The organism is Methylophilus methylotrophus DSM 46235 = ATCC 53528 (assembly GCF_000378225.1).
In the GTDB taxonomy this organism is placed as follows: domain Bacteria; phylum Pseudomonadota; class Gammaproteobacteria; order Burkholderiales; family Methylophilaceae; genus Methylophilus; species Methylophilus methylotrophus.
Genome location: NZ_KB905141.1, coordinates 171143 through 193162 on the forward strand (window position 1 = coordinate 171143; position 22020 = coordinate 193162).

Sequence of the window (22020 nt, forward strand, 5' to 3'; positions counted from 1 at the left end):
GTTGAACCCAAAGTTGAACCCAAAGTTGAACCCAAAGTTGAACCCAAAGTTGAACCCAAAGTTGCGCCGACCAAACCTAAAGAAGAGCCAGCAGCATCCGATAAAAAAACTGGTAAGTTTTTTGTGCAGTTTGGTGTTTTTTCAGATCCAAAAAACTTGGAAAATCTGCAATCCAAACTGAAGCAGGCCGGGTTTGAAACTGCCACTGAAAGTGTAGATGCCGCCGGGCAGAAGCTACGTTTGCGTACGCGCACTTACGCGACACGCAATGAGGCTGCGGCAGCATTACAAAAACTGCAAGCAGCAGGGTTTAGCGGTATTGTGGCAACCAAATCCTGATAGGTTATGACCATTTTTGATTATCTGGTACTGGGCATCATAGGTTTCTCTATTCTGGTGGGGCTGATGCGCGGAGCGATACATGAGCTTTTCTCTGTGCTGGGCTGGGTGCTCGCTTTTTATTTGGCCAACCGTTTTAACAGCCAGGTCATGCATTACATGCCTGAGCAAATTCCTGGTGAAGCGATTAAGGCCATGGCAGCTTTTTTGATCGTATTTTTACTGGTGCTGTTTGTCTGCGCCTTATGTGCCCTGTTATTAACAACCCTCCTGAAAGCCATTGGTTTGGGAGGTTTTAACAGGGTGCTAGGTGGAGTCGCTGGCACTGCCAAGGGTGTGCTGATTGTGTGTATCCTGGCCATGCTCGCGGCCATGACGGATTTGCCAAAAGATATACGCTGGACAAATGCCATGCTCAGTGCCCCTGTAGAGGCATTGGTCTTGAAATTGCTCCCCTGGATGCCATCTAGTATTGCGGAGCACGTGCATTTGGACCAGCAGCCGGTAGATGAGTCTACTATTTAATTTGTAATCGAGTGTTTGATAGGATGTCACTATGTGTGGAATTATCGGTATTGTAGGCAAGAACCCCGTCAATCAGCTGCTCTACGACGGATTGCTGGTCTTACAGCACCGTGGTCAGGATGCTGCTGGTATCGTCACCTGTGATGGTAACACTTTCCACATGCACAAAAATAATGGCCTGGTGAAGGATGTATTTCATACGCGCCACATGCGTAACTTGATCGGTAATGTCGGTATTGCCCATGTCCGTTACCCAACTGCTGGTTCTTCCAGTGCCGCCGAAGCGCAGCCTTTCTACGTCAATTCCCCATTCGGTATTGTGTTGGGCCATAACGGTAACCTGACCAACTCCGAGCAACTCAAATCTGAAATGTTCAGGCAAGACCTGCGTCACATCAATACCAGTTCTGATTCAGAAGTGTTGTTGAACGTTTTGGCGCACGAGATTGAACATACTTCTAAAAACGCATTGTTGAATAGCGACATGGTATTTGATGCCGTGGCTGGCGTGCACAGACGTTGTAAAGGCGCTTATGCGGTAGTGGCCATGATTGCCAATTTTGGTCTGCTGGCATTCCGTGACCCACATGGCATTCGCCCATTGGTCATTGGTAAACAAGAGACCGATAAAGGTACCGAATATATTGTTGCTTCTGAAAGCGTGGCGCTGGATGTTCTGGGTTTTACCATATTGCGTGATGTTGAGCCAGGTGAAGCCGTATTCATTGATATGGACGGCAACTTGTTCAGCCGCCAGTGTGCCGAAAACCCAACACTGACCTCCTGTATTTTTGAGTACGTTTACCTGGCCCGCCCTGACTCAGTGATCGATGGTGTGTCCGTGTACCAGACCCGTCTTGATATGGGTACTTTGCTCGCCGAGAAAATCAAGCGCGAATGGGCCGATAAAAAGATTGATGTGGTCATTCCTATCCCAGATACCAGCCGTCCAAGTGCGTTGCAGTTGGGCATTGCGCTGGGGCTGGATTACCGCGAAGGTTTTATCAAGAACCGTTACATCGGTCGTACCTTCATTATGCCTGGCCAGGCACTGCGCAAAAAGTCTGTACGCCAGAAACTGAATCCGATCGGCATTGAGTTTAAGGGCAAGAATGTGTTGCTGGTAGACGATTCGATTGTACGCGGCACGACTTCGCAACAAATCGTGCAGATGGCGCGTGATGCGGGCGCCAACAAGGTATATTTTGCTTCTGCAGCGCCACCAGTACGCTATCCGAACGTGTATGGCATTGATATGCCTAGCCGTCATGAGCTGTTAGCGACTAATCGTACAGATGAAGAAATCTGTGCCGAAATTGGTGCTGATGCTCTGATTTATCAGGATCTCGATGCGCTGCGCGAAAGCATTACCAAATCTAATCCTCATCTCAAAGAATTTGATTGCAGCTGCTTTGACGGCAAATATGTCACTGGTGATATTGATGCGGCGTATTTAAACCGCATTGAGTCTGCACGCAGTGATATGAGTAAAAAACAGTTGCCGCCAAACTCAACCACGCAACTCGATTTGAACCTGTTATCTACGGATCTGGTGGGCGTGGAGTAAGGCTTGACAGTCGCCTGCAAAAGGCGTTTAATGGAATTGCGCTGATTTGAGTGGCGAACTTTAAACGAAGCCAAACTCAGCTTGCGAGCGCATTATAAATACTGCTAAAGCGAGAGCCCAAAGACCCGTTTTAGCGCAATGCTAAAGCGGGTTTTTTATTGCCGTCCGGTTACGGACAGAAGTTTGAGGAAACATGAACGATCAATACCATCTGGAAACGCTGGCAGTGCGTGCCGGCACACTCACCACAGAGTTTGGGGAAAACTCTGAAGCATTGTTTTTAAATTCCAGTTTCCGCTTTAAAAATGCGGCGCAGGCAGCGGCGCGTTTTGGTGGCACAGAACCGGGCAATATTTATTCACGGTTTACCAATCCTACCGTGACTATGTTCCAAGATAAGCTGGCTGCACTTGAAGGCGCAGAGCAGTGTGTGGCAACCGCCAGTGGCATGTCGGCAATTCTTGCTTGCATCATGGGTATTTGTAGCGCGGGTGACCATATTGTGGCTTCGCGCAGTATTTTTGGAACTACCGTTCAGTTGTTTACAAATATCCTCAAACGGTGGGGGCTGGAGGTGACGCTTGTTTCATTGACGGATGTCGAGGCCTGGAAGGCAGCAGCCAAACCCAATACAAAACTGTTTTTTGCCGAAACGCCTTCCAACCCATTAACTGAAGTGGGCGATATTGTCCAACTAGCGGAAGTCGCACATGCTGCTGGTGCTTATTTGGCAGTGGATAACTGCTTTTGTACGCCAGCATTGCAGCAACCCCTCAAGTTGGGCGCGGATATCGTGATTCATTCCGCCACCAAGTATATCGATGGTCAGGGGAGGGTGCTAGGAGGGGCCGTGTTAGGCAACAAGGTGTTAATTGAGCCTGTCTATGCTTTTTTACGCACGGCTGGCGTGACCATGAGTGCATTCAATGCCTGGGTGTTCGTGAAAGGCCTTGAGACTCTGCAAGTGCGGATGGAGGCGCATGCAACACGTGCCTTGGCATTGGCGCAGTGGCTTGAACAGCAGCCTGGCGTTGAGCGCGTGTATTACCCAGGTTTGCCCTCACACCCGCAATATGCTTTGGCACAAAAGCAGCAGCGCTTAGGAGGCGGAATCGTGACATTTGAGGTCAAGCCTCGTGCGGGCCAAACTGCACAGGAGGCAGCGTGGGCTTTGATCGATGCGACGCGCCTGATTTCGATTACGGCAAACCTGGGCGACGCCAAGTCAACTATCACGCACCCGGCGACCACCACACATAGCCGCGTCACTGCCGAGGCACGGGCTGAAGCAGGCATTAAGGATAATCTGGTGAGGATTGCGGTGGGCTTGGAGCATATTGAAGATTTGAAAGCGGATTTACAACTGTTGACAGAGTGATTTACTGCTGCATGGATTATGAATCATTCAGGGAGCATTCGTGCTCCCTTTGTTTTTTCTGGCTGTCTAGCGGATCCTCCAATTAGCTTCTTGTAATTAGCTTCTTGGCCGCGATTTGCCGAGCGGGATTGCGCTAGATATGCTAAAATCGCGTGATAACTTTTAACTATAAATTGGGTCAAGAATGAGTCAGTCTCCAGATCAATTTGCTAAAGAAACCCTGCCTATCAGTTTAGAAGACGAGATGCGCCGCAGCTACCTCGATTACGCCATGAGCGTGATTGTAGGTCGGGCGCTTCCCGATGTTCGTGATGGTCTTAAGCCAGTACACAGGCGCGTGTTGTTCGCCATGCATGAGCTGTCTAACGATTACAACAAACCTTATAAAAAATCTGCCCGTATTGTTGGGGATGTGATCGGTAAGTATCACCCGCACGGCGATACTGCCGTGTATGACACCATCGTGCGTATGGCGCAGGATTTCTCCTTGCGCTACATGCTGGTAGACGGCCAGGGTAACTTTGGTTCGGTCGACGGCGATAATGCGGCGGCTATGCGGTATACCGAAATCCGTATGGCCAAGATCGCGCATGAATTGCTGGCGGATATCGAAAAAGAAACCGTTGATTTTGGCCCTAACTATGACGGTAGCGAGCAAGAGCCGCTGATCATGCCAACGCGCATTCCTAACCTGCTGATCAACGGCAGCTCTGGTATCGCGGTGGGGATGGCGACCAATATTCCGCCCCATAACCTCAATGAAGTGCTGAACGCGTGTTTCGCGCTGCTCAAGAATCCGGAAATCAGCGTGGATGAGTTGATCGAACTTATCCCGGCGCCAGACTTCCCGACCGCCGGTATCATTTACGGTACCGCTGGCGTCAAGGAAGGTTACCGAACCGGCCGTGGTCGTGTCGTCATGCGTGGTCGCACTCACTTTGAAGACCTGGAAAAAGGCGGCCGCCAGTCGATTATCATCGATGAGTTGCCATATCAGGTCAACAAAAAAACCTTAATTGAAAAAATTGCCGAGCTGGTCAACGAGAAGAAGATCGAAGGTATTTCTGACCTTCGCGACGAGTCTGACAAGTCTGGTATGCGCGTGGTCATTGAACTCAAGCGCGGCGAAGTCCCAGAGGTCATTTTAAATAACCTCTACAAGCAAACTCAACTGCAAGACACGTTCGGTATGAATATGGTGGCGCTGATGGATGGCCAGCCACGTTTGCTCAACCTCAAGCAGATGCTGGAAGCCTTCCTACGTCATCGCCGCGAAGTGGTGACACGCCGTACCGTGTTTGAACTGCGTAAGGCTCGGGACCGTGGCCACGTACTGGAAGGCCTGGCGGTCGCGTTGGCCAATGTGGATGAGATGATTGCCATCATCAAGGCTGCCCCAACACCGCCAGAAGCGAAAAAAGAATTGATGGCGCGCAGTTGGAATTCGCCGGTAGTGGAAGAAATGCTTAAGCGTGCAGCCATGGAGGCTTCACGTCCTGAAGGCTTGTCAGTTGATTTTGGCCTCACACCAAAGGGCTACAAACTGTCTGATGTGCAGGCGCAGGAAATCCTACAGATGCGTCTGCAACGCTTGACCGGCCTGGAACAAGACAAAATCGTCAATGAATACAAAGAAGTCATGGATATCATTGCTGACTTGCTGGATATCCTGGCCAAGCCAGAGCGCGTGACCGCCATTATTGTGGATGAGCTCAACGAGATCCAGAAGCAGTTTGGCGATAAACGCCGTTCCGAAATCGAGCAAAACACCCAGGATTTATCCCTGGAAGACCTGATTACGCCGCAGGATGTAGTGGTAACTTTATCCCATTCGGGCTATGTCAAATCACAGCCATTGGATGAGTACCGCGCACAGAAGCGTGGTGGCCGTGGTAAACAAGCCGCTGCAACCAAGGAAGATGACTTTATCGACAAGATGTTTGTGGCGAATACCCATGATTATATCTTGTGCTTCAGTAGCCGTGGCCGAGTTTACTGGCTGAAAGTCTATGAAGTGCCGCAAGGCAGCCGAGTGAGCCGTGGCAAGCCGATTGTGAACCTGTTCCCATTGGAAGAGGGCGAGAAAATCAACGCCATCCTGCCGGTAAAAGAGTTCGATGAAAATCACTACGTGTTTATGGCGACCTCTATGGGCACAGTGAAGAAAACCGCGCTGACTGAGTTTGCTAATCCGCGTAAATCCGGCATTATCGCCATTAACCTTGATGATGGCGATTACCTGATTGGTGCTGAAGTGACCAATGGCCAGAACGACATAGTGCTGGTTTCCAATGGCGGTAAAGCCGTCTGGTTTACCGAGGATGATGTCCGCCCAATGGGCCGTGCAACCCGTGGTGTGCGTGGCATGAAGTTGGCGGCTAAGCAGCAAGTATTGTCCTTGCTGATTGCCGAAAATGACCAGCAATCCGTGTTGGTCGCGACCGAGAATGGTTATGGCAAGCGTACTGTGTTGTCTGAGTTCCGTCATTCTGGCCGGGGTACACAGGGTGTGAAGGCGATTGCGATCAGTGAGCGTAATGGCCTGGCGATTGCGGCAAAACTGGTGACGGCAGAAGATGAAATTATGTTGATCACCACCGGTGGTGTACTGATCCGTACTCGCGTTAAGGAAATTCGCGATATGGGACGTGCTGCACAAGGCGTGACTCTGATTAACTTGGGTGAAGGTGAGAAATTGTCAGGTCTGGAGAAAATCGTAGAGACCGATGATGATGGTGACGACAGCGAAGAATAAGCAGACGCATGAAACAGATTTTTAATTTTTCTGCCGGTCCGGCAGTCCTTCCCAAACCTGTACTGGAGCGTGCACAAGCTGAAATGCTTGATTGGCATGGTTCCGGCATGAGCGTGATGGAAATGTCGCATCGCGGCAAAGAATTCACCAGCATCCTCGAAAAAACAGAAGCAGATTTACGCCAGTTACTGGCGATTCCGCCCAATTACAAAGTATTATTTTTACAAGGTGGGGCGATTGGCGAAAATGCCATCATTCCCATGAATCTGCTCAATGGCAAGTCTGCGGACTACGTCGTCACTGGCTCCTGGAGCAAGCGTAGCGTGCAGGATGCCAAAGCTTACGGCCAGATTAACATTGTTGCCTCGGCAGAAGCTGACGGTTTCACTTATGTGCCTGCATTCTCTGAGTGGCAATTGAATCAGGATGCCGCTTACGTGCATTACTGCACCAATGAAACCATTAATGGCGTTGAGTTTGTCGAGGTGCCTGAGACTCACGGGGTCCCCATTGTGGCAGATATGTCTTCGCATATCCTGTCGCGCCCGATTGACGTCTCAAAATACGGCGTCATCTATGGCGGCGCACAGAAAAATATTGGCCCGGCAGGCTTATGCCTGGTGATTGTGCGTGAAGATTTACTGGAACAGGCATCCCCTCTGACGCCAGCCGTATTCCATTGGAAAACCCAGGCTGAAAACCAGAGCATGATTAATACCCCGCCTACTTACAGCATTTATATTGCTGGGCTGGTATTTGAATGGTTGTTGGCACAGGGCGGTGTGGAGGCGATTGAGAAGGTCAATATAGCCAAAGCCAACTTGTTATATGACTATCTTGATCAAACGGACTTTTATTACAATCCGATTCAACAAGCCTATCGTTCCCGCATGAATATCCCGTTCAGATTGCGTGATGAAACCCTGAACGAAGTGTTTTTGAAAGCGGCGGATACCCGTGGCCTGTTGCAACTCAAAGGTCACCGCTCGGTGGGCGGTATGCGAGCCAGTATTTATAACGCCATGCCTGTTGAAGGCGTTCAAGCATTGGTTGAATTCATGCAAGAATTCGAAAGAAATAATTCATAAAATACACTAACATTAAACTTTAAATGTCTGATTTATTAAAACAATTTAGAGATAAGATTGACGCGATTGATGCGCAGATTCTAGCGCTCGTCAATGAGCGTGCCAAGCTGGCACGTGAAATCGGCCATTTAAAGGATGATGGTGTGATTTACCGTCCTGAGCGTGAAGCGCAAATTATCCGTCGCTTGCAAGCAGAAAATGAAGGGCCGCTGTCACCGGAGGCCGTCAGCCATATTTTCCGTGCGGTCATGTCCAATTGTCGCGCTTTGGAAAAAGAACTTGCGATTGCCTTTTTGGGCCCACTGGGCACCTACAGTGAAGAAGCCGCACTCAAGCAGTTTGGTGAAGGCCGCCAGGCAGTCGTCTGCGGCAGTATTGATGAAGTTTTTCGTACGGTGGAAGCTGGCCAGGCGGATTACGGCGTTGTCCCTGTAGAAAACTCAACCGAAGGTGCGGTGGGAATTACGCTGGACTTATTACTGGGTAGTGCGCTGCAAGTGGTAGGCGAGGTGACTTTACCAGTACATCACTGCTTGCTATCGGCCCAGCAGGATTTGCAACAGATCACGCATGTGTTCTCGCACGCACAGTCTTTGTCGCAATGTCATGAATGGCTAAATAAAGTGTTACCGAGTGCACAACGAGAAGCTGTGACCAGCAACGCGCGTGCTGCACAAATGATTCATGAGCTAGTCGCCACCCAAGGCACGTTTGCGGCTGCGATTGCCAGCAAACGTGCGGCTGAATTGTTTGACTTGAATATACTCGCCGAAAATATCGAAGATGATCCGAAAAATACCACGCGCTTTCTGGTGTTGGGTAATCACGGCGTCGCACCTTCTGGTCAGGATAAAACCTCGTTGGTGATGAGTGCTCACAACAAGCCAGGCGCGGTGTTGCAATTGCTGGAACCATTGTCACGCCATGGCGTGAGTATGACCAAGCTGGAATCGCGTCCATCACGTCAAAATCTATGGAACTACGTATTTTTTGTTGACATTGAAGGTCATCAACAGCAGCCCTCGGTACAAGCTGCGCTGAAAGAACTGGCTGAGCGCGCGACTTTCCTTAAAGTGTTGGGCTCATACCCAACCGCTATTATTTAATTCTACCTATGTCCTTATCTTTATCAGAATTAGCCCCTGCCAATATCCGTGCGATTGCGCCATATCAAGGTGGCAAGCCCATAAGCGAATTAGCCCGTGAAATGGGCCTTAATGAAGCGGACATCGTTAAACTGGCGTCTAACGAAAATCCATTGGGCATGAGTCCCAAAGCGCAAATGGCACTGGAAGAAGCCATTTACGAGATTGCGCGTTATCCCGATGGCAATAGTTTTGCCTTACGCGATGCGGTAAGCCGCAAATACGGTGTGCAATCTGCGCAAATTGTGTTTGGCAATGGTTCTAATGACATTCTGGAGCTGGCCGCCCGTGCTTTTCTGACCGCAGGTGATGAGGCGATTTATTCTCAACATGCGTTCGCGGTATATCCATTAGTGACGCAAGCCGTGGGAGCAACCGGCGTCGTCGTGCCGGCCGTTGAATTTGCCCATGATTTGCCAGGTTTTTTAAAGGCCATTACGCCTAAAACCAAGCTGATTTTTGTGGCGAATCCCAACAACCCAACAGGCACGCTGATCAACAAAACGGATTTAAAAACCTTTTTACAGCAAGTGCCCAAGCATGTCCTCGTGGTGTTAGATGAGGCTTATGATGAGTATTTATCTTCCGTAGATAAATCTGAGGCTATCGCCTGGCTGACAGAATTTGAAAACCTGATTATTTCGCGTACTTTTTCAAAAGCATATGGCCTGGCTGGCTTGCGTGTTGGCTTTGGCTTGATGCATGCAACGCTGGCTGACTTGATGAATCGTGTGCGTCAGCCTTTTAACGTCAACAGCCTGGCCCAGGTGGCGGCAACGGTCTCCTTACAGGATGAGGATTTTGTAGCGCGCAGTTATGCTGCCAACCAGGCGGGCATGGCTCAGATCACGCAAGGCCTGGAGCAATTGGGCTTGAGCTATATTCCGTCTTATGGCAACTTTGTCAGTTTTAAAGTGACCAACGCGAGTGCTGTTAATCAGGCATTGTTGAAAAGTGGCGTCATCGTAAGGCCTGTGGCGAATTATGAAATGCCGGATTATTTACGCGTGAGCATCGGCCTGTTTGGCGAAAATGCACGATTCCTCGAAGTGCTGGAAAATATTTTAAAGTCATGACTGCATACGAAAAATTAGCCACCGATGATGTGCGCGTGCTTGAAATCAAGCCGCTGGTAAAGCCCGCGGAGCTATTGTCTCGCCTGCAGGAAAGTACAGTCAGTACCCAAAACATCCTTAAAACGCGGTCAGCGATTCATCATATTCTCCATCAGGGCGACGACCGGTTGCTGGTGATTGTTGGCCCTTGTTCCATCCATGACACGGAAGCTGGCATGGAGTACGCGCGACGCCTGCTCGATGTGCGTCAGCGACTGGGTGGCGAATTGCTCATTGTCATGCGCGTCTATTTTGAGAAACCCCGTACCACGGTAGGGTGGAAAGGCCTGATCAACGACCCGCATCTGGATGGGACTTATGATATCAATCTTGGATTGGAGAAGGCCCGCCGTTTCCTGCTGGATGTGAATGAAATTGGCATGCCTGCAGCCACAGAATTCCTCGATGTGGTCTCCCCGCAATATACTGCTGACCTGGTCAGCTGGGGAGCTATTGGCGCTCGGACGACAGAGTCTCAGATTCACCGCGAATTGGCCTCTGGCCTGTCTTGTCCGGTTGGCTTTAAAAATGGGACCGATGGCGGCGTCAAAGTTGCCATTGATGCGATTAAGGCAGCAGCCAGTCCGCATCACTTTTTGTCCGTGACCAAAGAAGGCGAATCCGCTATTTTTGCCACCAAGGGTAATGAAGACTGCCATGTGATTTTACGTGGCGGTAAAGCGCCGAACTTTGATGCGCCTAGTGTGGCAGCAGTATGCGACCAATTGGCAGACGCTGGCCTGGCACCGGTATTGATGGTGGATTGCAGTCATGGCAATAGCCAGAAGCAATATAAAAACCAAATTTCGGTGGTGAATGATGTGGCTAGCCAAATAGCGGGTGGAGATGCTCGCATAATCGGGATCATGCTAGAGTCGCATTTGAACGAAGGGCGACAGGATCATTCGCCAGGCTGCAGCCTTAATTATGGGCAATCCATCACCGATGCCTGTTTGGGATGGGAGGACTCAGTGGCTGTGCTGGAAACGCTGGCTGCTGCAGTCAAGGCCCGCCGTGACAAGCATGCCGCTGCTGAATAAGTGATGTGTGTATGAAAAGCCGTGCTTTATGCACGGCTTTTTTATGCGTGCCGATGCCGGGATTGATGCGCTCATGAAAATCATGAGCAGGGAATCATTGTCAATTGCAGGCTGTTCATGCAACGCATGCGTATGATGCCAGTCTACTTAAACAGTAACAGCCGATAGCTGTGAAACAGTAGGTCATTCACAATTGTTGTATGATGAGATGAAACTCATCGATACATTCATGATTAATAGAAATAACGAGCGATTATGCATATACACGTATTAGGGGCTGGCGCTGGCGGAGGTTTTCCGCAGTGGAACTGTAACTGTCAAAATTGTGACGGGTTGCGTAAAGGCACAATCAAAGCCAAGCGACGCACACAATCGTCCATCTGTGTCTCCAGCAATGGTGTTGATTGGGTCTTGTTCAACGCCTCTCCGGATGTATTGCAGCAAATACAGGAGTTTGCCCCTTTACAGCCTGGCCGTGGCATTCGGGATACCGGTATACAAGCCATTGTGCTGATTGATGCGCAAATTGACCACACGACGGGTTTGTTCATGTTGCGTGAGGGCCAAGTAAAGCGTGAGATTTACTGTACCAAAGCTGTCTATGGCGACCTCACCTCTGGCAACCAGATTTTAAATATCCTTGGTCATTATTGCGGCATTAACCACCATGAAATCCCCATTGATACCAACGATATCAGCCAGGCGCACAGTTTCGAGATTCCAGGTGTCCCTAACCTGCGTTTCACAGCTGTGGCGCTCAAAAGTGCCGCGCCACCATATTCCCCACACCGTAATGACCCGCATCCAGGCGATACCATCGGTGTGCTGATTGAAGAAATTTCTACCGGCAAAAAATGCTGGTACTCCCCAGGGCTGGCTGAAATCGAGCCGCATTTGCCGCCATTGATGAACCAGGCAGATTGCATCATGGTAGACGGCACCTTCTGGACCAATACCGAAATGCTGGATATGGGCCTGATGACCAAGACAGCGCGCAGCATAGGCCATAATCCACAGTCTGGCCCGGGCGGCATGATAGAAGAGTTGGACAAGTTTGGTGTGAATAAACCGGTGCGTAAAGTGCTTATTCATATCAACAATACCAACCCGATTTTAAGGGAAGATTCCGCCGAGCGTGCGATCCTCGATGATCATAAGATCGAGGTGGCATATGACGGCATGGACATCATTCTATAGGAGAGAAAAATGAACGCAGTGACGCAGGCACAATTGCCATGGACTCGTGAAGAGTTTGAGGCAAAACTTCGAGAAAAAGGGCAGGGGTACCATATTTATCATCCGTTTCACGTGATGATGTATGAAGGCAAGTTGACCAAAGAACAGCTGCAATGCTGGGTGGCCAACCGATTTTATTACCAGATCGCCATCCCCATGAAAGATGCGGCGATTTTATCTAACTGCCCGGATAAGGAAGTGCGCAAGCAATGGATAGTGCGTATTACTGACCATGACGGCGTAGATGGCCAGATTGGAGGCATTGAGGCCTGGATTAAACTGGGCGAAGCTGTTGGTCTGACACGTGAACAAGTAACCAGTCTGCAGCTTGTCTCACCTGGCGTGCGCTTTGCGGTAGATGCCTATATCAACTTTGCCAAACAACGTCCCTGGCAGGAGAGTGTTTGCTCTAGCCTCACAGAACTGTTCGCACCACATATACATCAGCAGCGTATCAGTTCCTGGCCCAGCATGTATCCTTGGGTGAAAGAAGAAGGCCTGATGTACTTTAAAAAGCGCCTGACTGAAGCAAGGCGCGATGTGGAGCAGGGATTAAGCGTGACACTGGATTATTTCAGCACTTCTCGAGAAATGCAGATGAAAGCATTGGAGATCCTGCAATTCAAACTGAATGTGTTATGGGTGATTGCCGACTCTATCATGCTGGCCTGTACCGATATCAAAACAGAAGGCCGTGATTATTTACGCCAGCCAGTGATACAAATCGAAAGCTAAGCCATTCGACACGGCGTTATTGAAAGTAGAACATGGAAAACAATATTCAGCACTCAGACATTTATGCCATCGCCTTGCATCACCGCTTTCAGTGGGAAGAAGCGCAGCAAAGCTATGTCATTCTGTTTCCCGAAGGCATGATCAAGTTGCACGGTGGTGCGGGCGAGATTCTCAAGCGGGTGGACGGTAAAACAAGTGTTGGTGAGATTGTGGCTGACTTGAAGAATACTTTTCCAGATGCCGAAGACATTGAAAGCGATATCCTGGGCATGTTTGATATCGCCGTGGGTAAAGCCTGGTTACGCAAGGTGAATTAATCCGAAAGGAAGGGCATCATGGCACAGTTAAATAATGGCGTTGCAGCAAGTGTTACTCAAAAGCAGCCTTTGTGGCTGTTGGCAGAGGTCACCTACCGGTGCCCGCTACATTGTGCGTTCTGTTATAACCCAACCGATTATGACAAGCACACTAAAAATGAATTAAGCACTGAGCAGTGGATTGCTGCTTTGCGTGATGCCCGTAAAATGGGTGCCATTCAGCTGGGCATCTCTGGCGGTGAGCCCTTGTTGCGCGATGACATTGAAGAGATTGTGGCTGAAGCGCACAAATTAGGTTATTACAGTAACCTGATAACCTCAGGCGTGGGGCTGACAGAAAAACGCATCCAGGCCTTTAAAGAAGGGGGGCTGGATCACATCCAGCTCTCCATGCACGATGTCACAGAAGATATCAGCAACTTTATCACCAATACGCGCACCTTTGAGTTGAAGAAAAAGGTAGCCGCCATGATCAAGTCGCATGGCTATCCCATGGTATTGAATGTGGTCATCCATCGTTACAATATTGACCAGGTAGGCAAAATCCTGGAAATGGCTGAAGCCCTTGGTGCGGATTACGTTGAGCTGGCGAATACCCAGTACTACGGCTGGAGCTTGGTGAATCGTGATCAGCTGATGCCGACGCGTGAACAGTTAAACCGGGCTGAGGCGGCAACCAATGCATTCCGGGAGCGTGTTGGCAACAAAATGAAAGTATTTTTTGTGGTGCCGGATTATTTTTCTGACCGGCCCAAGAAATGCATGAATGGCTGGGGCGAGGTGTTCATGATTGTGACTGCCAATGGCGATGTATTACCGTGCCATTCTGCAAGGGTATTGCCTGGCCTTGAGTTCCCCAATGTCAAGGAGAATGGCCTGGAATGGGCATGGAGGGAGTCGCCTGCGTTTAATAAATACCGTGGCATGGAGTGGATGAAAGAGCCTTGCCGCAGTTGCGATGAGAAAGAAAATGATTTGGGCGGTTGCCGCTGCCAATCCTATTTGCTGAGTGGAGATGCTGAAATGGCGGATCCAGTGTGTACCAAGTCGCCAAACCGTCAGTTGATTGATGAAGCATTGGCCAATTCTCAAAAACCATTCTTGCGTGAACAGCCCATTATTTTCAGGACAGACAAGAACTCCAAAAAATATGTAGAAGGTGATAAGGAGCGTATAGAGCAGTTCCACGCCCTGCCTTAGTAAATGATCTTTAGCCAACGGCTGCAATATGATTTATGATCTACAGGTGCCCATCGGGCACCTGTATTTTTTTAGGAAAGTCTTTCATTTTGAAATCTCGTTCTTCAGTACTCGTGCTGGTTCTGGCAGCACTGGCTGCGTTAGCGCCTTTTGCGATTGATACCTACCTGCCAGCTTTCCATGTCATGGCGGCTGAGTTTGGCACGGATGAACTGGCGATCCAGCAGAGCTTAACTTTTTATTTATTACCCTACGCCGTCATGACCTTGTGTCATGGGGCTATTTCTGATGCCATCGGCCGCATTACAACCATTAAATGGGGATTAGCCATCTTTGTATTGGCAAGCCTGGGCTGTGCCTTCGCGCCCAATGTGCAGACCTTGTGGCTGTTCAGGGCATTGCAGGGCGTGAGTGGCGGGGCGGGCAACACAGTTGCACGTGCTATGGTGCGAGACCTGTTCTCCGGTGCCCAGGCGCAGCGCGTCATGGCGACCGTGCAACTGTTATTCGGCATTGCACCAGCGGTTGCCCCGATTTTGGGTGGCCTGTTACTGGGAATCCACTGGCAAGCCATTTTCCTGTTTTTATCCTTGTATGCAGCGGTTGCTTTATGGATGGCTGTACGTTACCTGCCTGAAACCATGACTGTAGAAAAGCGGGTGCCTTTTTCACTGGCAGGCATAGCCCATACCTATGGCAAAATGCTTAGGCACCGTGTTTTCCTGGCATTGATTGCGTGTCTGGGTCTTAACTTTGCCGCCTTTTTCATTTATGTGTTGGCAAGCCCGATATTCCTGGTCGAGCATTTGCATTTGAACAGCCAGCAGTTTGGATACCTGTTTATCCCGACGGTGACCGGCATGATGTTGGGTTCCTGGATATCCCGTCACACCGCCGGCAAGATTGCCGCGTCACGGATGTTGCGATATGCATTTGCCTGGATGGTATTGATTGCCAGTTTGAATGTCTGTATCCAGTTATGGGTGGGCAATGGCATTCATCACGCCTGGTGGCTGGCGATCTTGCCCATTGCACTCTTTAATATAGGCATGGCTGCCGCCATGCCGGTACTGTCTATTGCCGCCCTCGATTGTTATCCCAAAGTGCGCGGGACGGCAGCCTCTGCACAGGCGTTCATGCAAATGCTTTGTTCCACAGTCTGCTCGGCAGCGATCGTGCCTTTCGTATGGCATTCCACATTCACTCTCGCGGTGGCGATGCTCATGATGACTTTGCTGAGCACCTTGTTATTGCGCCTGACGCACCAACCGCAAGCGCATGCCAGCGCAATCAACGACAAGGTATAGCCCTCCTCAAGCACCGAATTATGGGATGTTTACCGCCTTCATTCGATATTTGAACCACCAAGGCTTGTTTTAAGATGAAACTGTCAATGCCTGTCAGATGGCAGCGCATTCTTAAGAATAAATAACGGGAGTTCATATGGAAATGACCAGAGAAGAAGAAGCACAAAAGGCCTATGTCAAACTGCTTACCGGTCAAGGCGTGAGTCAGCGTGTGCTGGTTCAACGTGAGTTTGTGATTATTCGCCTGAGTGCTTTCCTGAAAGATATTCCTTGTGACGGTAGCCATTACCGGCAAGCCGTTGACCGCTTTATTGCCAGCATGGATCCGGCCGAGATTCCAGCCATATTGCCTGTCGTTCGCGAGTTTTTCTCGTTCTGGGTCCGTGATATCAAGGCCATTGCCGCCATGAGCCAGGCGAAAGTCTTCAACGGTACTACGCCAGTGACCATGGCGACCCAGGATGAGTTATTCAAACATTGGTACGACCTGGATAAAACCACCATGACTAGCCAAGAAGAGCAAGTGATGGATACCTTTAAGCAGGTATCCATGGTGCGTGGGTTCGAGCCTGCCGTATTTAAAGAACGCATGCGCATGGCTAAGTGCTTGTTGCTCTCTTTGCGTCAGGTGCCTTATAAACAATCACATAGCTATCGCCAGATGGTGGACAGGAATTTACCGCTGTTCAATGCACTGGGCTCCCAGCATACTTTCCTCAGTGTTTCCCGTGAGTTTTATTACTTTTGGCGTAGTGATATGCTTAAGACGCAATCTGCAAAATCTCCAGCCATGCAAGGCCGCGAGATGGCGATTGCCGCTTGATTGCCAAGCTTGGATTGCTATAGAAAAAACGCCAGCCTTAGCGCTGGCGAATTTTTTGCAGGATCAGGGCAGAAAGCTCTTCAATCGAGCGGCTGGTAGAGTCTGCCCAGGGAATGTTATAGCGACGCATCATTTCCTCAGCTGTCGCAATTTCCTTGCGGCAATTGTCCAAAGAGGCATAAAAACTGTCTGGACGGCGCTCACTGCGCACAGAATGCAAACGTTCGGGTTTAATGGTCAGCCCAAAAATCTTGTCAATATTCTTTTCTACCGCTGCGGGTAAAGAACCGCGCTCAAAGTCTTCCGGGATCAATGGGTAATTGGCTGCCTTGATGCCAAATTGCATGGCCAGGTAGATACTGGTCGGTGTTTTGCCACAACGGGAGACGCCAATCAGAATCACATCAGCTTCATCCAAACCAGAGTTGGTCATGCCGTCGTCATGATTTAGCGTAAAGTTAATCGCTTCCATGCGCTCAAGGTAACTATGGCCTTTGACACTGTAAGCAATGCTGGCACCTGTGAGTGGCTCCTGGTTGAGTTCGGAACCTAGCGGATAAATAAAACGGTGGAATAAATCAATAAAATACGCGTTGGCTTGCTTGAGGTGGTTACGGTGTTCACCATTGCCGATCGACATGATCACTATCGGGCGAATGCCATCCTGGTCGCCCACTTTCTGGATATGCTCAAACGCTGCCTGAACCTTTTCGTCGTTATCCGTAAAGGGGAGGCGGGTAGTTGTGAACTGGGTATTGGGAAAGTGTTCCAGAAGTTTGCTTAAGGCACCTGCCGTAATCCCCGTACCATCAGAAACAATAAACACAGAACGGTGATTCATACAGGTGCCTCAATGAGTAACTAATAATGCTGTCTGCTTATTTTTTGGTCAGGCGCTGCCAGGTGGCAACCACTGTGTCTGGGTTCAATGACACAGACTGGATGCCTTCCTTGACCAACCATTCGGCAAAGTCCTCATGGTCAGAAGGGCCCTGGCCGCAAATACCCACATATTTGCCAAGGCGGTTACAGGTGTTGATAGCCATTTTCAGCAGGACTTTTACCGCATCATTACGCTCGTCAAACCCGTCTGCCAGGATACCGGAGTCACGGTCCATACCCAGAGTCAGTTGAGTCAAGTCATTGGAGCCGATAGAGAAACCATCGAAGTACTCCAGGAACTGTTCAGCCAGCAGGGCGTTAGCAGGTATTTCACACATCATGATCAGGCGCAGGCCGTTTTCACCACGTTTAAGGCCGTTGGCGGCCATGATGTCGGTCACAGCTTTCGCTTCTTCCAGAGTGCGCACGAATGGAATCATCAACTCCACGTTGGTCAGGCCCATCTCATCACGGACTTTTTTCATGGCCTGGCATTCCATGGCAAAGCACTCTTTAAAGTCTTCAGCCATGTAGCGAGCTGCACCACGGAAACCAATCATTGGGTTTTCTTCATCCGGCTCGTAGATGTCGCCACCAACCAGTTTCTTGTACTCGTTGGACTTGAAGTCAGAGGTACGCACGATGACTGGTTTGGGATAGAAAGCGGCAGCAATCGTTGCCACACCTTCAGCCACTTTATCAATATAGAACTGTTTAGGGCTGGCGTAACCACGTGCGCGGTTATGAATGGTTGCCTGCATCGCTTTAGGCATGGCATCGACATTGAGGATAGCTTTCGGGTGAATACCAACCATGTTGTTGATGACGAACTCCAGACGCGCCAAGCCCACACCATCATTCGGCGTTTGAGCGAAGGTAAATGCCATATCCGGGTTACCGACGTTCATCATGATCTTGCAAGGTGGTTTCGCCAGTTCGCTATTGGCTTGCGTGGAAACTTCATACTCTAATGCGCCGTGATAAACGAAACCAGTTTCACCTTCGGCACAAGAAACAGTAACTACCTCACCGTCACGGAGCAAATCGGTCGCATTGACGGAACCTACAATAGCGGGAATCCCCAGTTCACGGGCAATAATTGCCGCGTGGCAGGTACGGCCACCACGGTTAGTCACCAGTGCGCTGGCACGTTTCATCACCGGTTCCCAGTTCGGGTCAGTCATGTCGGCAACCAATACGTCACCTGGTTGCACTTCGTGCATTTCAGCTGGATCCAGCACGATACGTACCGGTCCAACACCTACTTTCTGAGTCACGGCACGGCCAGCGACGACAGGCACAGAAGAGTGTTTCTGCAGCTTGAAAGTTTCGGTCACATTGCTGGCTGACTCCTGGGACTTCACAGTTTCAGGGCGCGCTTGCAGGATATACAGTTTGTTGTCCAGTCCATTTTTACCCCATTCGATATCCATTGGGCAGCCATAATGCTGCTCAATGGTCATGGCATAGCCTGCCAATTCCAGGATATCTGAATCGTTCAGCGAGTAGCGGTTAGATTCAGCAGCATCTACAGGCACGGTGTGCGTGGATTTGCCTGCCTGGGTGGCATCTGAAAATACCATCTTGATTAGTTTTGAACCCATGGTGCGGCGTACAATCGCTGGTTTGCCCTGTGCCAGCAATGGCTTATGGACGTAAAATTCGTCCGGGTTCACGGCACCTTGCACCACGGTTTCACCCAAACCATACGAAGACGTGATAAAAGCAACATCACGGTGGCCGGACTCAGTATCAATGGTAAACATCACGCCGGCACAGCCGATATCTGAGCGTACCATTTGTTGCACGCCAGCGGACAGGGCGACATCAGCATGCACAAAGCCTTTGTGTACGCGGTAGGAGATCGCACGGTCGTTATACAACGAGGCGAACACTTCTTTAATGGCGTGATTAATGTTGTCCAAACCATGAATATTCAGGAAAGACTCTTGCTGGCCGGCAAAAGAAGCGTCTGGCAAGTCTTCGGCAGTCGCGGAAGAGCGTACAGCAAAGGTGGTGCCTGGCGCTGATTTCTCAATCAGTTTGGCATAGTTGTCGGCTATCGCTGTCTGCAATGCCGGTGGAAACTCTGCTTCCATGATCCATTGGCGGATTTGTGAGCCTACGCGCGCCAATTCCTGGGTGTCATCTGCATTCAGTTTGTCCAGCAAGTCATTGATTCTGTCATTCAAACCACCTTGGGCCAGAAACTCGCGGTAAGCATCGGCAGTGGTCGCAAACCCGGTAGGAACGCGTACGCCTTTGGCTGTGAGCTGAGAGATCATTTCGCCCAGGGAAGCGTTCTTGCCCCCAACGGACGGCACATCGGTGTTTCTTAGATTCTCAAATGGAATAACATGACTTACCATATAAAACCCTTAATTATTTTAAAACTGGTGATCATCTATCGCGGAGTGCAATGGACTAAAATTCGATCAGTAGAGGCCGTTTGCCGGACATAGTCTGATTGTAGAATGACTTTTATAGCGGCCATTATGCCAAAATCATGTTTTAATGTCACGTCGCCATGACATCGCCATTCCATTTTTTTTAGCATCTTTATAATAAAACGCCATGAATGCAGTGATTCCTGTTGAGCGCGTGGTCAGCGTGACCACATATGGTCGCTTACATCTCGGTTTTTTTAACTTGAGCCAGCAAAGCCAACGCCAGTTTGGCAGTGTGGGCGTGGCGATTGATGCCTTTCAAACTTCATTGACTGTGGGGCTTGGCCCGCAGCAGTCACCATTAGATCCATGGGTGTCCGAGAGGCTGCAGCATCACTTGAGTGCTTGCGGGTTAAACGCCGAAATCAATGTAACCATCAAGCAGGCCGTCCCTCGCCATGGTGGCCTCGGTTCAGGCACGCAGATGGCGCTGGCATTAGGCGCTGCGGTGAATACCTTGTTGGGTCTGCCTGTGAATGCAGCGAAGATCGCAGCAACGCATCAGCGCGGCGCACGTTCAGGCATTGGCATTGCGACGTTTGAACATGGTGGGTTTGTGGTAGATAGTGGGCGCGGGCCACATACAGAGGTGCCGCCCTTAATAGCGCAACATGCTTTTCCACCAGATTGGCACTTTTTACTGATTGTTGACAACAGTCGCGATGGATTGCATGGTCAGGGTGAAAAAAACGCATTTAAACAGCTTGAGCCACAATCGCTGACCGCCACACAAGTTATCCAGCAACAGCTGTTAAGCCAGGGTTTGCCTGCCTTGATCGAGCAGGATTTTGCCACGTTCAGCCGTTTTCTTGGTGATTTGCAAGCTTATAATGCAGATTATTTCGCGCCTGCACAGGGTGGTGCCTATGCCAGTTCGAGCGTGGCAAGCATTTTGCAATCTATTAAAAAACAAGGTTATGCAGGCATCGGACAGACGTCCTGGGGACCAACAGGATTTGTGTTGCTGCCTTCGCGTGCAGAAGCGGTCACTATGCAAATGCAGCTGCTGCATTTGCATGCTAACGATGCCTCCCTGGGATTTATCGTCACAGCAGCCATGAATCAGTCGGCCAATATTATGTTTGGGAATGGCGCAGATTAAATTTTCTTAAGATAATTTTGAAAAGTTATGGCTTTTACGGTCTACTCTTTATTTTGAACTGGTCTGGATATGTGTATATTGGCGAAAGATATTGTTAACGAACCGTACCGGGGGGAAGAATGAAAAAAACCAGTATTATGCATTTGTTCACTGCTGCCAAGAATGCCAGTCCATTTGATGTGAATATGGCCTTTGATGCTGGCTATGAGAAAATTATTTCTTACACCGATGTGACTTTGAATGAAATCGTCGCGTTGACGCAGGATGCCATTTTTTCACGCAGCCCGAGTGGATTAAAGCAGCAAGCCTTATTTTTTGGTGGCCGCGATATCCAGGTGGCGCTGGAAATGCAGAAGCAGGCGCGCAGTGCCATGTTCAAGCCATTTGAATGCCATACTTTTTCTGATCCGTCCGGTGCCTTTACCACGGCAGCAGCCATGCTGGCCAAAGTCGATTTTTATTTGCAGAAATCTGGTAGTGGTTTGGGCAAGGAAAAAGTCGCTATTTTTGGTGCCAGTGGTACCGTGGGCTCGACAGCAGCACTCATCGCAGCTCGCCAGGGAGCCACTGTATTGATGGTGGCGCACTCGGATGTTGCCAGTATGCAGGCGTATGTTGATAAGCTTTCTAGCAATTATGATGTCAGCCTCAAAGTAGTGGATGGCAGTACAGAGGCTGCCAAAGTGGCTGTGTTGAATGAAGCGACAGTAGCCTTGTGTGCAACACCAGCTGGGATTCGCGTCCTTGAAATCAAGCAATTCGCCAACTCCAAATCACTGAAAGTGGTGGCAGACGTAAACGCAGTCCCTCCTTCTGGCATTGAGGGCGTAGACACATTCTCTGATGGTGGCGTGATTGAAGGCACACAAGTGGCCGGTTTTGGCGCCTTGGCGATTGGCCAGTTGAAATATGTCACCCAAAACAAGCTACTGGAGCAAATGCTGCAAAGCGAAAGCCCCATGCACATTGATTACCATGAGGCATATGAGTATGCCTGTGCACACGTGGAGTAAAGCGAT

The 22020-nt window shown here is 49.8% G+C and carries 19 protein-coding genes; 17 read left to right on the plus strand and 2 right to left on the minus strand.

What is annotated here, in order from left to right:
- The 15 genes from F463_RS14660 to F463_RS0100905 form a co-directional block, all read left to right on the plus strand.
- Positions 1 to 339: SPOR domain-containing protein (locus F463_RS14660; RefSeq protein ID WP_018985138.1), on the plus strand; the 339-nt coding region annotated here is incomplete at its 5' end.
- A 6-nt stretch (positions 340 to 345) separates the two neighbouring features.
- Entirely contained in the window at positions 346 to 864 is a 519-nt protein-coding gene (locus F463_RS0100840) for a CvpA family protein (protein ID WP_018985139.1), read from the plus strand.
- A gap of 31 nt (positions 865 to 895) precedes the next feature.
- Positions 896 to 2431 (plus strand): amidophosphoribosyltransferase, encoded by a 1536-nt coding sequence (gene purF / locus F463_RS0100845; RefSeq protein ID WP_018985140.1) that lies wholly within the window; start codon positions 896 to 898, stop codon positions 2429 to 2431.
- Between the two features lie 193 nt (positions 2432 to 2624).
- Positions 2625 to 3809: an O-succinylhomoserine sulfhydrylase gene (locus F463_RS0100850; RefSeq protein ID WP_018985141.1), complete on the plus strand. Its 1185-nt coding sequence runs from the start codon at positions 2625 to 2627 to the stop codon at positions 3807 to 3809.
- 184 nt (positions 3810 to 3993) lie between these two features.
- Positions 3994 to 6564, plus strand: a complete 2571-nt coding sequence (gyrA, locus tag F463_RS0100855; protein WP_018985142.1) for a DNA gyrase subunit A — start codon at positions 3994 to 3996, stop codon at positions 6562 to 6564.
- Positions 6565 to 6572: 8 nt separating this feature from the next.
- Positions 6573 to 7652 (plus strand): 3-phosphoserine/phosphohydroxythreonine transaminase, encoded by a 1080-nt coding sequence (gene serC, locus F463_RS0100860; RefSeq protein WP_018985143.1) that lies wholly within the window; start codon positions 6573 to 6575, stop codon positions 7650 to 7652.
- A gap of 23 nt (positions 7653 to 7675) precedes the next feature.
- On the plus strand, positions 7676 to 8758 hold the full coding sequence (pheA, locus tag F463_RS0100865) for a prephenate dehydratase (RefSeq protein WP_018985144.1): 1083 nt from the start codon (positions 7676 to 7678) through the stop codon (positions 8756 to 8758).
- Between the two features lie 8 nt (positions 8759 to 8766).
- A complete protein-coding gene (hisC, locus tag F463_RS0100870) occupies positions 8767 to 9873 on the plus strand; it encodes a histidinol-phosphate transaminase (protein WP_018985145.1) in 1107 nt (368 codons plus the stop codon).
- A complete protein-coding gene (locus F463_RS0100875) occupies positions 9870 to 10952 on the plus strand; it encodes a 3-deoxy-7-phosphoheptulonate synthase (protein ID WP_018985146.1) in 1083 nt (360 codons plus the stop codon). The genes hisC and F463_RS0100875 overlap by 4 nt, the downstream gene beginning before the upstream one ends.
- 255 nt (positions 10953 to 11207) lie before the next feature.
- On the plus strand, positions 11208 to 12149 hold the full coding sequence (gene pqqB / locus F463_RS0100880; RefSeq protein WP_018985147.1) for a pyrroloquinoline quinone biosynthesis protein PqqB: 942 nt from the start codon (positions 11208 to 11210) through the stop codon (positions 12147 to 12149).
- Between the two features lie 9 nt (positions 12150 to 12158).
- On the plus strand, positions 12159 to 12923 hold the full coding sequence (pqqC, locus tag F463_RS0100885) for a pyrroloquinoline-quinone synthase PqqC (protein ID WP_018985148.1): 765 nt from the start codon (positions 12159 to 12161) through the stop codon (positions 12921 to 12923).
- Between the two features lie 32 nt (positions 12924 to 12955).
- Entirely contained in the window at positions 12956 to 13240 is a 285-nt protein-coding gene (pqqD, locus tag F463_RS0100890; protein WP_018985149.1) for a pyrroloquinoline quinone biosynthesis peptide chaperone PqqD, read from the plus strand.
- Between the two features lie 18 nt (positions 13241 to 13258).
- Positions 13259 to 14440 (plus strand): pyrroloquinoline quinone biosynthesis protein PqqE, encoded by a 1182-nt coding sequence (gene pqqE / locus F463_RS0100895; RefSeq protein WP_018985150.1) that lies wholly within the window; start codon positions 13259 to 13261, stop codon positions 14438 to 14440.
- A gap of 86 nt (positions 14441 to 14526) precedes the next feature.
- The gene (locus F463_RS0100900) at positions 14527 to 15747 is read left to right on the plus strand and encodes a multidrug effflux MFS transporter (protein WP_026295185.1); all 1221 of its coding nucleotides are present in this window, start codon (positions 14527 to 14529) and stop codon (positions 15745 to 15747) included.
- Positions 15748 to 15883: 136 nt separating this feature from the next.
- Positions 15884 to 16570, plus strand: coding sequence for a hypothetical protein (locus tag F463_RS0100905; RefSeq protein ID WP_018985152.1), 687 nt, complete (start codon positions 15884 to 15886; stop codon positions 16568 to 16570).
- Positions 16571 to 16607: 37 nt separating this feature from the next.
- On the opposite strand, the gene F463_RS0100910 is transcribed toward F463_RS0100905, so the two are convergent.
- The gene (locus F463_RS0100910; RefSeq protein ID WP_018985153.1) at positions 16608 to 17411 is read right to left on the minus strand and encodes a pyruvate, water dikinase regulatory protein; all 804 of its coding nucleotides are present in this window, start codon (positions 17409 to 17411) and stop codon (positions 16608 to 16610) included.
- Between the two features lie 37 nt (positions 17412 to 17448).
- Entirely contained in the window at positions 17449 to 19821 is a 2373-nt protein-coding gene (gene ppsA / locus F463_RS0100915; protein ID WP_026295186.1) for a phosphoenolpyruvate synthase, read from the minus strand.
- Between the two features lie 205 nt (positions 19822 to 20026).
- Here ppsA and F463_RS0100920 point away from each other — a divergent pair, with 205 nt between their 5' ends.
- Positions 20027 to 21001 carry a beta-ribofuranosylaminobenzene 5'-phosphate synthase family protein gene (locus tag F463_RS0100920; protein ID WP_018985155.1) on the plus strand — a complete coding sequence of 325 codons (975 nt, stop codon included), beginning with the start codon at positions 20027 to 20029 and terminating at the stop codon, positions 20999 to 21001.
- Between the two features lie 119 nt (positions 21002 to 21120).
- Positions 21121 to 22014 carry an NAD(P)-dependent methylenetetrahydromethanopterin dehydrogenase gene (locus tag F463_RS0100925; RefSeq protein WP_018985156.1) on the plus strand — a complete coding sequence of 298 codons (894 nt, stop codon included), beginning with the start codon at positions 21121 to 21123 and terminating at the stop codon, positions 22012 to 22014.
- Positions 22015 to 22020 lie beyond the last annotated feature (6 nt).